Raw genomic sequence first — 12,727 nt, forward strand, 5'->3', positions numbered from 1 at the left:
CCAGGATGACGAGGGCACCGCCGCGCCGCCGGCAAGCGACGACGCGACCGTAACGGTGAAGGACGTCGCGCCGTCGGTCGCCATCGAGAAGACCGTCGATGCAGATCATGATGGCATCTTCCATTCTTCGGAGACGGTCCAGTCGGGAGCGCAGAACGTCACCTATCACTATGAGATAACCAACACGAGCGCAGCCGGCGCGTTCGATCCGCTAACGTTGACCTCACTGATCGACGACAATGGGACGGCGAATACAGGCGACGATATCAACCTGTTGGATGGCTTCTCGGTCGCCGGGCAGAGTTACGGCTCGCACTATGTGAGTGGCGACTCCAACGGCAACTATCTCGTCGATAGTGATGAGACCTGGGTTTTCACAGCAGATAGCTCGTTCAACTTGCTTCCCAACGCCGATTCCCGAACCAACACGGTCGTAGTGCATGCCCATGACGACGACAGCACCAATGACGTGTCCGCCCATGATACAGCGACGGTCCAATCATTCGCAGGTCCCGGCGTGCRCACGCCGGGCTTCTGGACCAATCTCGGYAAGACTTTCTGGGATGGCRTTGACGGCGTCGGTAAAACAGGCCCGAACTTCRCCACCCACGAACTTCTGTATCAAGTCGATTCCAACAACGACGGAAACAAAAATGGTTCCGATAAAGCCGGCCTCTTGATCGGAGATTACAACCTTGATGGAAAGACGGGTCCGGGTGAGGACACGTTCTTCATCTCCTACGCCGATGCGCTCAAGGTGATCAACGCGTCGACCAAGGACCTGCAGGACACACGCTTCGTCCTTGCCCGCGATACGGTAGCCACCTGGCTCAATTATTTGGCCGGGAATCCGATCGGCGACGCCTCCACCGATCCCAACAGCCCTCAGAAATATCTCGACCAGGCGATCGACTGGCTGCAGGTTACGAATGGCGGGACATCTTCGTCTCATTTCGAGGCTTGGGGCGGTGGAATCGCGGTGAAGGCGAGCAGCGCAGCCTGGAACGTGGGGCTGGAGGACGAGAATGCCACTGCAGGGCCMGAGCTTGCCGGAAACCTGATCCATCAGGAACTCGATTTCTACAACAATACCGGCATGACTTTCGAAGGGGCGATACTGCATGTCTACGCCAATGACGGTGGCTGAGGCGGCGGTCGGCCTGTCGAGTCATGATGTGCGACTGGCAGGCTGGATGACCGGAGTCTTTTGTTCAGTGTCGCTTCGACAATGGTAGCCAAGGCAGCATCTGGTTCAGCGCAGGCAAAGGTAAGGTTCATCGGCCTGATCCTTGTTGCTTGCGCTCTGCTGCTCCTTTTTGGCGGCGCCGGCTGGCTTTCGCCAGGCCTGCCCCGATCGTTAGGGGAGACGCTCGTTGGCGTGGCGATGGTGGGCTTCGGCGGCTTGGCTTTGTTTCGGGCGCGCCGGCCCGCGCCGGACAGCAGCATCGGTGATGTCGCCAGGCCAACCAATGCGGCGATGGGCGGCAAGCGGCCGGCAAAGCCGGTAGGCCGGCGAGCGCAATCTGCGCGCTCCGAGCTCGCCGACGCCCTTCGCTCCTGCCGATCGGCTTTCCTCGCGGTAGGGGTGTTCAGCGGCGTGCTCAATGTGTTGATGCTTGCCGGCTCGCTTTACATGCTCGAGGTCTATGACCGCGTGTTGCCAAGCCGAAGCCTGCCGACACTCGTCGGCATCACCATGTTGTTGGTCATCCTCTATTGCGGCCAAGGCATTCTCGATTTCGTGCGCGGTCGGGTACTCGTGCGCATCGGYGGGGCCTTGGACGAAGCGCTGGGCCGCCGTGTCTATACGTCGATGCTGCAGTTGCCGCYGAAAAACGGGCGCGGGGGCGATAGCCTGCAGCCGATGCGCGACCTCGACAGCGTGCGGGCTTTCCTGTCCGGCATGGGGCCGACGGCGCTTTTCGATTTGCCTTGGCTGCCGCTCTATCTTGTCATCATCTTCATGTTCCACTGGTTGCTTGGCGTGACAGCGCTGCTTKGGGCCATCGTGTTGGTGGCTCTGACCGTGGTTGCCGAGCGATTGACGCGAAAGCCTGTATCGTCCGGAACTTTGACCGGTATTCGGCGCAATGGGCTGATCTCGGCTGGAAGCCGCAACGCCGAGGTCGTTGCCGCAATGGGCATGACTGGCGGGCTCGCCGCTCGGTGGGAAAATGCCAACCTTGAATACGTTGCAGAGCAACGCAAGGTGAGCGATGTGGCCGGCGGCTTCGGCGCAATATCGAAGGTTCTGCGAATGCTGCTGCAGTCCTCTATGCTCGGCCTCGGTGCTTGGCTGGTCATCGAGGGGCAGGCGACGGCGGGTATCATCATCACCGCCTCGATCCTCAGCGGCCGCGCGCTGGCTCCGGTCGATCTTGCGATTGCCAATTGGAAGGGCTTCGTCACCGCGCGCCAGGGCTGGCAGCGGCTGAATAGGGTGCTGGCGGCGCTGCCGGCTGAAACCGAGCCGATGTTGCTGCCGCCGCCCAGTGCRAATGTCGGCATGCAAAACGTCTCGGTCGGCGCCCCGGGCACGCAGAGACTGCTAGTTCACGACGCAAACTTCGCTCTGGAGGCAGGCCACGGCGTCGGCATCATCGGACCGAGCGGGTCGGGAAAGTCTACGCTGGTGCGCGCGCTTGTCGGAGCCTGGTTTCCGGTCGCCGGGCGCATCAAGCTGGACGGCGCTGACCTCGATCAATGGTCTCAGGCGGAGCGCGGCCGCCACATCGGATATCTGCCCCAGGATGTCGAACTCTTTGCCGGGACGGTGGCGGAGAACATCGCTCGCTTTGAACCTGACGCCGATGCCGGCGCGATCATCGCCGCGGCGAAGGCAGCGGGCGCGCATGACCTCATCGTCGGTTTTCGCGAGGGCTACGAAACCGAGATCGGCGACCACGGCGAAGCGCTCTCGGCCGGCCAGCGCCAGCGCATCGCGCTGGCCCGCGCGCTCTATCGCGATCCTTTCCTCGTGGTGCTGGACGAGCCGAATTCCAATCTCGACATGGACGGCGAGCAGGCGCTGATCAAAGCGATGTTGGGTGTCCGCGAGCGAGGCGGGGTTGTCGTCATCGTCGCGCATCGGCCGAACGTGCTGACAGCCGTTGATTTCGTGCTGGCCATGAACCAGGGGCGTGTCCATGCCTTCGGCCCGAAGGAGGAGGTTTTCGCCAAGATGTTCCCGACGCTGCGGCCGGTGCCGGCCGGCGGTCCGCAACTGAGAGTGGCTTCGGAAGGCCCTCATCTTGCTGTAGCCGACGGAACCGAGGCGGGACGCTGACATGGCCACGCCTGGTGTCTCCCATTTATCCATCCGCTTCTACACGCGACTTGGCGTCGGTGTCGTGCTACTGCTTGCCGGCGGTGTCGGCGGCTGGGCTTCGGCCACCGAGATTGCCGGCGCGGTCATCGCCCCCGGCACGCTCGTCGTCGATTCCCACGTCAAGGACGTGCAGCATTCGACCGGTGGCATTGTCGCTGAGATTGACGCCCGCGACGGTGATCGCGTGAAAGCCGGTGACCTTCTGCTGCGCCTCGACCGCACCATGCCAGCGGCCAATCTCGGTGTGGTGAATAAGGCGCTCGACCAGCTTTCCGCGCGCAAGGCCCGGCTCGAATCGGAGCGTCGGGGAAGCGACGCCATCATCTTTCCGAACGAACTCTTGGACCGGAGCGCCGATCCCGACGTCGCCGAGGCGATTGCCGGCGAAAAGCAGCATTTCGAGACGCGGCGCACGTCCCGCGCCGGCCAGAAAAGCCAGCTCGGTGAACGCATCGCTCAACTTGAGAAGGAGATCGCGGGCAACACGGCGCAAGCGGAGGCAAAGAGCAAGGAAATCGAGCTTGTGCAGAAGGAGCTCGCTTCGGTGCGAACGCTTTGGGCCAAGAAGCTCATCTCTATCGACCGGCTGACACAGACCGAGCGAGAGGCCACGCGCCTCGACGGCGAGCGTGGCCAGCTTATCGCGGCCCAGGCGCAGGCGCAGGGGCGGATCGCCGAGATCAAGCTGCAGATCATCCAGATCGATCTCGATCTCAGCACCGAGGTGAACAAGGATCTGCGTGACGTTGACGGTCAGATGGGCGAGCTTCTGGAGCGTAAGGTCGCCGCCGAGGACCAGTTGAAGCGGGTCGATATTCGCGCCCCGCAAGATGGTGTGGTTCAGCAGTCGATCGCCTACACGATCGGCGGCGTGGTGACACCGGGCCAGACGATCATGCAGGTCGTGCCCGACAATGACAGCCTTGCCGTGGAAGCCAGGATCGCGCCGAGCGACATCGACCAGCTGTGGGTCGGCCAACCTGCCTCGCTGCGCTTCTCGGCCTTCAACCAACGCACGACGCCGCAGATTAACGGCGTGGTTGAGCGGACCTCGCCCGACATAACCACGGACCAGCGCACGGGCGTCAGCTATTACACGGTGCGCATCACGACGACCGCCGCGGAGGTCGCGCGGCTCGGCGAGGTCAAGCTGGTTCCCGGCATGCCGGTGGAATCCTTCATCAAGACCGAGGATCGTTCGGTGATGTCTTATCTGGTCAAGCCGCTGCAGGATCAGATCAGCCGGGCCTTCAGACAGTAAGAACCCTGAGCTTCAGCGAGCAGCGCCGATCCTTGCAGGGGCACACTTCGATTTCGGATCGCCGCCGTTCCGGCGACCCGTAAAAGAAAAGCCCGCCGAATGGCGGGCTTGCGGCTTTGGCTGGAGGCCTTTGCTTAGTTGAACTTGTACTTGGCGTCGATGCGCACGGTGTGGAAGGACGGGGTCGCCGTCGCGAGACCGCTCGGGATCGGGAATGCATCCGAGAAGTCTTCCTTTTCGAACTGCGAGTAGCGGTATTCGATGCCGACCGTCATCTTGTCCGACAGGGCCGTTTCCAGACCTGCGCCTACCGAGAAGCCGCTGGAGCCCCAGTCGACATCGAGCGGTGCCGGAGCATCGAGCTTGAAGTGCTGCCAGCTATAGCCTGCGAGCGCATAGGCCAGAGTGGCTTCGTTGACCTTCATGCCGATACGGCCGAGTACGTCGAAACCATAGTCGGCGTTGAGGCTAATCGAGTCGATACCGCCCAGGATGCCACCCAGATCAAGCTTCGACTTGATGCCGGAGAGACGCGCGTCGACCAGGCCGCCGACCACCCAACTGCCCATRTCCTGGTCGTAGCCGATGCTGGCCTCGCCGAACACGCCTTCGCCGCCGAGGCCGTTGAACTTGGCTCCGCCCAGTGGCGGAATCTCGATCTGATGCACGACCGCTCCGGCGCCGAGCCCACCGCCGACATAGAAGCCGGTCCAGTTGTAGGAAGGCGTCTCGAAGCTGGCCGCCCCGCCGTCATTGGCGTTGAAGCGGTAGCTGGCAGCAACCYCGAAGGTATGGCGTGACGTATCGAGGTTGAGCGCACCGTCCGGAGCATTCAGCCCGGCATCCGAGAGCAAGCTGTCGTTGGTGCTGAAGCGCGTGTAGCGATACTCGCCCTTAAGAGTCCAGTTGCTGTTGATCGCCGTTTCGACACCTGCGCCGACGAAGTAGCCGCCCTGGTCCCAATCGAACCCGAAGCCGGCATTGGTGTCGAGCTTGTACTTCTGCCAGGCGTAGCCGCCCAGGACGTAGCCCAGCGTGCTCGGCGTCAGCAGGTAACCGGCGCGCACGCCGACGTCGAACCCATACGTTTCCTTGATGTCAGCGCTCAGCCCGGCAAGGTCAAGCGAAGTCTTGATCGTGCCGACATGCGCGTCGATCAAGCCACCGAGCAGGAAGCGCTGCGAGACCATATAGTCGTAGCCGACGGTCGCCTGGCCGAAGATGCCTTCGCCTCCGATGCCGTTAAGCGAAACRCCGGGCGCAAAATCGCTGCTGAGCTTGTGAACATTGGCGCCGGCGCCGACRCCGAAGCCGACATAGACGCCGCTCCAGTTGAAGCCGGGAGCCGCCTGCTCCTGGACGACGTCGGCGGCATGCGCAGCCGACATCAAAGCGACGGCCGAAACGGCGCCCAGCAGAACGGATTTCGCGGAAAGACGAAGAAACATAGCTCATAACCCCAAGTTAAAACCCGGCGATGTTCTAGCAAGGGTTGTTGAAATTTGTGGTGGCAGAAATGCCACACCGATAGGCAAACTACCGTAGCGGCAGGCGCAATTCCGGCGATGCACCCAGAAAAGGTCGGTGAGCCGCGGAAGGCCGGCACGGCTGGTCCGGCCACTTGCCTGACGCTGGACCAGTCGCAGGAAATGACCCTTGCGCGATGTCAGCCTTCAGTCTACTCTCCCTTTGAGAAAACCTTTTCCCAAGCCGCCGTTTCGATATCCGTCCCCCGGTCCGAATAAGCAGGCTCCTGTGAGAAAAGGTTTTCTCAATTTGGGAGGTCCTGCGCCGGAAATGGTTTCAGACGCCGAATCAGCGCCTGTCTTTGCCAAGCCGCCCGTCACCCTGCGCGAGGTGGCGGCGGCCGCCGGCGTCAGCGTGGCGACGGCGTCCAAGGCGCTGAACGGGCAGGGGCGCATGACGGCGGAGACGCGCGAGCGCATCCGCGAGACGGCGCGGCTGCTCGGCTTCCGGCCGAACAGCCTGGCGCAGAGCCTGCTCAGAAAACGCTCCTTCACCGTCGGGCTGCTCACCAACGATACCTATGGCCGCTTCTCGCTGCCGCTGATGGCCGGGGTTTCGGATGCGCTGGTCGACAAGGGCGTCTCGGTGTTCCTGTGCAATGTCGAGGACGATCAGCGGCTCGGCCAGCTGCATGTCGAGGCCATGCTCGACAAGCGCGTCGACGGCATCGTCGCCACGGGAAAACGCATCGACCGCCACCTGCCGGTCGATCTCTCCAATTTGCGCATCCCGGTCGTCTACGCCTTCACCCAGCCGGATCCCGGCGCGGTCGGCCTCGTCTCCGACGATGCCGGCGGCGCGCGGCTGGCGGTCGAGCATTTTTTGCGGCTCGGGCGCCGGCGCATCGCCCATGTCACCGGCCCGGCTGGCTTCGCGGTGGTGCATACGCGGGCCGAGGCCTGGCGCGGTGTCCTGAAGGAGAACGGCCTGACTACGAGCGAGCCGCTGCTCGGCGCCTGGTCGGAAGGCTGGGGGCACGAGGCAGTCKAGAAACTGTTCGGCAAGGCGGGCAGGGGAGGTCAGCCGGATGCCATCTTCTGCGGCAACGACCAGATCGCGCGCGGCGTCATCGATGCGCTGCGCGAGCGCGGCATCCGCGTGCCCGACGATGTCGGCGTCATCGGCTTCGATAATTGGGAGATCGTGGCCGAGGCGACGCGCCCGCCGCTCACCTCCGTCGACATGAACTTGGCGAGCCTCGGCCGCGAAGCCGGGCTGGCCCTGCTGTCGCTCGTCGACGGTCAGCCGGCCGCGCCGGGCATCAGGAAACTGCCGTGCCGGCTGGTGGTGCGTCAGTCATGCGGCAGTCCGCCAGGATGAAGCAACAAGGCCACGCGTCCGCCGGGCGGCGCGGCCAAAACCGGGAGGAGAACCATGAGGAGGAATAACATGAAGACCATGCTTGCCAAGCTGATGCTTGCCGCTTCCGTCATCGGCGGCGGCATGCAGGCGGCGGCCGCCGAGACCGCCAACATCTGGGTGCGCGCCGACGGCTCGAACTTCATGYCGCGCATCGTCGACGCCTTCAACAAGGCGAACAAGGACCAGATCAAGCTCGACATCATTCCCAATGCCGAGATCATCCCGAAATATGGTGCCGCCGCCGCCGGCGGCACCGCGCCCGACGCGCTCTCRCTCGACCTGATCTACACGCCGTCCTTCGCCGCCGCCGGCCAGCTGGAGGACATCACCGACTGGGCGAAATCCTTGCCCTATTTTTCGAGCCTCTCGCCGGCGCATGTGAAGACCGGCACCTATAAGGACCRCATCTACGGCTTGCCGTTCTCGGCCGACGCCTCGGTGCTGATCTGGAACAAGAAGCTGTTCAAGYAGGCGGGGCTTGACCCGGAGAAGGGGCCGGCCAACTGGGCCGAGATCGAGGCCGACGCCGAAAAGGTCAACGCGCTCGGCGGCGATATCAAGGGCTTCTACTTCTCCGGCAATTGCGGCGGCTGCAACATCTTCACCTTCACGCCGCTGATCTGGGCCTCGGGCGGAGACATCCTGTCGGAGGACGGTTCGAAGGCGACGCTCGACAGCCCGCAGCTGCGCGGCGCGATCGACCTCTACCGCTCGATRGTCAAGAAAGGCCTGGTGCCCGAGGGCGCGCAGACCGACACCGGCGCCAATTTCTTCGCCGCCTTCGCCGGCGGCAAGATCGGCCTGTCGCCGTCCGGCGCCTTCGCCATCGGCGCGCTCAACACGCAGTACCCCGACGTCGACTACGGCATCACCTTCCTGCCGGGCAAGGATGGCGGCTGGTCCTCCTTCGCCGGCGGCGACAATTTCGTCGTCACCAAGGGCACCAAGAAGATCGCCGTGGTGAAGGAGTTCCTCGACTTCGCCTATTCGCTCGAAGGCCAGACCATCCTCGCCAAATATGGCAGCCTGCCGGTGCGCAACGACATCGCCAAGGACGCGCTGAAGGATCTCGACCCGCGCTACCAGGTGGCGGCCGAGGCGATGGCCAAGGGCAGGACGCCTTATTCGGTGGTGTTCAACGACCTGATCAACTCCGCCAACGGTCCGTGGACGCAGATGATCAACGAGGTGTTCTTCGGCGACGACGTCGACGGCGCCATCAAGAACGCCCAGGAGACCATGCAGTCGATCATCGACCAGGCGCCGAACAAGTAAGCGCCTGCCTTAACCTCCCCCTTGAGGGGAGGTCGGACCGCAGGTCCGGGTGGGGTCGCCCGCGGCAGTGCTCGACGCTATCTCCCCGTCGAGTGCGTCGCGGAGGACCCCACCCCCGGCCTGCGGCCGGACCCTCCCCTCAAGGGGGAGGGGGRCGCCGCGCCCAACGGATGAAAACGAAATGGCTTCCATCGCCGTCACCTCCGCGCCCGCCCGAACACGCACCGCCACCAGCCTGCGGCAATGGATCGGCCTGCTCTATGTCCTTCCGGCGGTCGCCTTCGTCACCGTCTTCTTCGTCGTCCCGCTCGGCATGACGGCGTGGATGTCGCTCAACAACTGGCCGCTGATGGGCGAGCATTCCTTCGTCGGCCTAGACAATTATGTCGCCATCCTGCGCGACACGCGCTTCTGGAATGCGCTGARATTCACCTTCTACTACACGGTGGTCGTCACCATYGCGATCTTCGCCGTCGCCTTTCCGCTGGCGATCTTCATCGAAAGGCCGCGCCCCTTCACCAACCTCTACCGCACCGCCTTCTTCATGCCGGCGGTGGTCGGCTTCGCTTCGGCCAGCCTGCTGTGGTCCTGGCTGCTCAACGTCGATTCCGGCCTGTTCAGCCCCGCCGCCTACGACCTCGRCCTGACCGAAAAGAAGGTCAATCTTCTGGCGACCTTCCAGCCGGCCTTCTGGTCGATCATCGCCATGGTGGTGTGGAAGGTCRCCGGCTTCACCATGATCATCCTGATGACGGGCCTGCAGTCGATACCGCAGGATTTGCAGGAGGCCGCCGTCATCGATGGCGCCGGCCCGTTCGCCAGGTTCCGGGCGATCACGCTGCCGCTGATGCGCCGCACGCTGGCCTTGGCGCTGATCCTGTCGGTGGCGGGCTCGATCCTCGCCTTCGACCAGTTCTACATCATCCTGCGCGGCGGCCCGCGCAACCAGACGCTGACGGCGGTCTACTGGATCTTCAACCAGTCCTTCGTCTCGTTCAAGCTCGGCTACGGBGCGGCGCTTTCGATGGTGCTCTTGGTCATCCTGGTGGCGCTGAGCCTCATCCAGCTCTGGCTGCTGCGCAAGCCCGAGGGGCTCGACTGATGGCCGAGGCGATGTCGCAGAACCGCAAGGCGGCCTTCAGCCTCGCCAGGCATTCCACCGGCATCATCGCCTCGGTGCTGTTCCTGGCGCCGATCGTGTGGACGGTGCTGTCGACCTTCAAGCCGGCGCAGGAGGYGCGTCAGCCGCCGCTGCCGCCCTGGCCAACCACCGGCTTCTCCATCGAGAATTACGAGACGCTGAACTCCTTCGGCGACGGGCTCCGGGCCTCGGCGCAGAACAGCATCTATGTCTCGGTGATGACGGTGCTGCTCTCGGTGCTGGTCAGCGTGCTCGCCGGCTACGGCTTCTCGCGCTTCCGCTTTCCGTTCCGGGATTTCTTCTTCGTCCTTATCCTGTCGACGATCATGATCCCGTTCCAGTCGATCCTGACGCCGATCTTCCTGGTGCTGACGAGGCTCGGCCTGCACAACACGCTGACGGGTTTGGTCTGCGTCTATGTCACGCTGCAGCTGCCGTTCTCGATCTTCATGATGCGCAACGCTTTCGACGCCGTGCCGCGCGAGATCGAGGAGGCCGCGCGCATGGACGGCGCCAACAACGTCACCATGCTCATCAAGGTGATGCTGCCGCTTGTCTGGCCGGGTGTCGTCACCATCGCGCTGTTCGCCTTCCTCGGCGCCTGGAACGAATTCCTGGCCGCGCTCGTGCTGATGACCGACCAGTCCAAATTCACCTTGCCGGTGATGATGACGGCACTTCAGTCAGGCCGCTTCGGCGCCATCGACTGGGGCGCGGTGCAGGCGGGCGTCACGGTGATGATGGTGCCCTGCCTGATCCTCTTCCTGGCGCTGCAGCGCTTCTACATCCGCGGCCTCATGGCCGGGGCCGTCAAGTAATTCGAATGGAGTGAACCTCATGACCGCATCGCAGCCCGCCAACGAGACCGGCACCTCCGCCAGGCCGAAGCTCGCCTTCCGGCCGTTGCCCGTGCCGCAGGTCGATATGCGCGGCTTCTGGGGCGACCGGGTCGACGCGGTCGCCGCCAAGACCGCCGGCATTCTCTACGATCGCTGCGTCGAGGCGCGCATGCTGGAGCAGGTCGATCCGGACCGGCCGTCGCCGGGCGTCGTCATCCCGTTCCATTCGCCATCGCCCGACGAGGCCGGCGAGCAGGGCGCCGAGTTCACCGGCTCGACGGTGACGACCCAGATGTTCTGGGATTCCGACTGGGGCAAGACGATCGAGACCGCCGCCTATTCGCTCTATCGCCGCCGCAACTCGGAGTTGGAAAAGAAGATCGACGCCGTCATCGAGATGTATGAAAAACTGCAGCAGGAGGATGGCTATCTCTCCAGCTGGTATCAGCGCATCCAGCCCGGCCTGCGCTGGACGAACCTGCGCGACTGCCACGAGCTCTACTGCGCCGGCCATCTGATCGAGGGCGCGGTCGCCTATTACCAGGCGACGGGAAAGCGCAAGCTGCTCGACATCATGTGCCGCTATGCCGACCACATCGCCTCGATGTTYGGCCCCGAACCCGGCAAGAAAAAGGGTTACTGCGGCCATGAGGAGATCGAGCTGGCGCTGGTCAAGCTGGCGCGGGCCACCGGCGAGAAGAAGTACATGGAACTCGCGAAGTACTTCATCGACCAGCGCGGCCAGCAGCCGCATTATTTCGATGAGGAAGCGCGCGCCCGCGGCGCCGATCCGAAGGCCTATCACTTCAAGACCTACGAATATAACCAGTCGCACAAGCCGGTGCGCGAGCAGGACAAGGTCGTCGGCCACGCGGTGCGCGCCATGTATCTCTATTCCGGCATGGCCGACATCGCGACGGAATATGGCGACGACACGCTGCGCGTAGCGCTCGACCGGCTCTGGGACGATCTCATGACCAAGAGCCTCTACGTCACCGGCGGYCTCGGGCCGTCGGCGCACAATGAAGGCTTCACCAGTGATTACGACCTGCCCAACGAGACAGCCTATGCCGAGACCTGCGCCTCGGTCGGCCTGGTGTTCTGGGCAAGCCGCATGCTCGGCATGGGTCCGAACGCCCGCTATGCCGACATGATGGAGCGGGCGCTCTACAACGGCTCGATCTCGGGTCTCTCGCTCGACGGCTCGCTGTTTTTCTACGAGAACCCGCTGGAGAGCCGCGGCGGCCATCATCGCTGGAAGTGGCACCGCTGCCCGTGCTGCCCGCCCAATATCGGTCGCATGGTGGCCTCGATCGGCAGCTATTTCTACGGCCTCGCCGACGATGCGCTGGCGGTCCATCTCTATGGCGACTCGACCGCGCGCTTCGAGATCGCCGGCCGACAGGTTGCCCTCGTCCAGACCAGCAACTATCCGTGGGATGGCGCGGTCGCGATCGAGGTCGGGCCGGAGGCGCCGGTTGCGTTCACGCTTCATTTGCGCGTGCCGTCCTGGTGCCGCAAGGCGGCACTTCGGGTCAACGGCAAGCTCGTCGATCTCGAAGCGGCGACGGCCGACGGCTATGCCGCGATCCGCCGCGAATGGYGCCAGGGCGACAAGGTCGAGCTCGACCTCGAAATGTCGACGGCGCGCCTCTTCGCCAACCCGCAGGTGCGCCAGGACATCGGCCGCGTCGCGCTTGCGCGCGGCCCGCTGATCTACTGCGTCGAGGAGACCGACAATGGCGGYGGGCTGCACCGCATCGCCTTGCCGCGCGAAGCAAGGCTCGAGGCCCGCAAGGAGCCGAACCTGCTCGGCGGCATCGTCACCCTCTCGGCCATAGGCAGCAGGGCCGAGACRGAAAAATGGGGCCACGATCTCTATCGATCAGAGCCGCCGGCAGCGGAGGAGACGACAGTCAGGGCAATCCCGTACTTTGCCTGGGACAACCGCGAACCCGGCGAGATGCTCGTGTGGCTGAGGGAAGGGTAGGGCT

General features: G+C 63.9%; 9 protein-coding genes. 8 read left to right on the top strand and 1 reads right to left on the bottom strand.

Features of this window, described 5'->3' with window-relative positions; genetic code table 11:
* The 3 genes from LCM4576_RS36560 to LCM4576_RS21440 form a co-directional block, all read left to right on the top strand.
* The coding region (locus tag LCM4576_RS36560) for a hypothetical protein (protein ID WP_198540289.1) at positions 1–1,147 on the top strand (1,147 nt) is incomplete at its 5' end.
* 330 nt (positions 1,148–1,477) lie between these two features.
* Positions 1,478–3,286 (top strand): type I secretion system permease/ATPase, encoded by a 1,809-nt coding sequence (locus LCM4576_RS21435; protein WP_071034609.1) that lies wholly within the window; start codon positions 1,478–1,480, stop codon positions 3,284–3,286.
* A gap of 1 nt (position 3,287) precedes the next feature.
* Positions 3,288–4,589: an HlyD family type I secretion periplasmic adaptor subunit gene (locus LCM4576_RS21440; RefSeq protein ID WP_071034500.1), complete on the top strand. Its 1,302-nt coding sequence runs from the start codon at positions 3,288–3,290 to the stop codon at positions 4,587–4,589.
* Positions 4,590–4,723: 134 nt separating this feature from the next.
* Here the strand turns inward: LCM4576_RS21440 and LCM4576_RS21445 are convergent, their stop codons facing one another.
* Positions 4,724–6,037, bottom strand: a complete 1,314-nt coding sequence (locus LCM4576_RS21445) for an outer membrane protein (RefSeq protein ID WP_071034502.1) — start codon at positions 6,035–6,037, stop codon at positions 4,724–4,726.
* Positions 6,038–6,386: 349 nt separating this feature from the next.
* On the opposite strand from LCM4576_RS21445, the gene LCM4576_RS21450 reads away from it, so the two are divergent.
* The 5 genes from LCM4576_RS21450 (at position 6,387) to LCM4576_RS21470 (ending at position 12,723) form a co-directional block, all read left to right on the top strand.
* The gene (locus tag LCM4576_RS21450; protein WP_071034504.1) at positions 6,387–7,436 is read left to right on the top strand and encodes a LacI family DNA-binding transcriptional regulator; all 1,050 of its coding nucleotides are present in this window, start codon (positions 6,387–6,389) and stop codon (positions 7,434–7,436) included.
* Positions 7,437–7,505: 69 nt separating this feature from the next.
* Positions 7,506–8,753, top strand: coding sequence for a sugar ABC transporter substrate-binding protein (locus tag LCM4576_RS21455; protein WP_071034506.1), 1,248 nt, complete (start codon positions 7,506–7,508; stop codon positions 8,751–8,753).
* A gap of 181 nt (positions 8,754–8,934) precedes the next feature.
* Positions 8,935–9,855, top strand: a complete 921-nt coding sequence (locus LCM4576_RS21460; protein ID WP_071034507.1) for a carbohydrate ABC transporter permease — start codon at positions 8,935–8,937, stop codon at positions 9,853–9,855.
* Positions 9,855–10,712, top strand: coding sequence for a carbohydrate ABC transporter permease (locus LCM4576_RS21465; RefSeq protein WP_071034509.1), 858 nt, complete (start codon positions 9,855–9,857; stop codon positions 10,710–10,712). Before LCM4576_RS21460 ends, LCM4576_RS21465 begins: the two co-directional genes overlap by 1 nt.
* Positions 10,713–10,731: 19 nt before the next feature.
* Positions 10,732–12,723: a glycoside hydrolase family 127 protein gene (locus tag LCM4576_RS21470; RefSeq protein WP_071034511.1), complete on the top strand. Its 1,992-nt coding sequence runs from the start codon at positions 10,732–10,734 to the stop codon at positions 12,721–12,723.
* Positions 12,724–12,727: the final 4 nt, after the last annotated feature.

The organism is Mesorhizobium sp. LCM 4576, assembly GCF_001854815.1.
In the GTDB taxonomy this organism is placed as follows: Bacteria; Pseudomonadota; Alphaproteobacteria; order Rhizobiales; family Rhizobiaceae; genus Mesorhizobium; species Mesorhizobium plurifarium.

Coding starts and splice junctions, on each gene's coding strand:
- LCM4576_RS21440 (WP_071034500.1), top strand. CDS start 3,288: ATGGCCACGCCTGGTGTCTCCCATTTATCCATCCGCTTCTACACGCGA.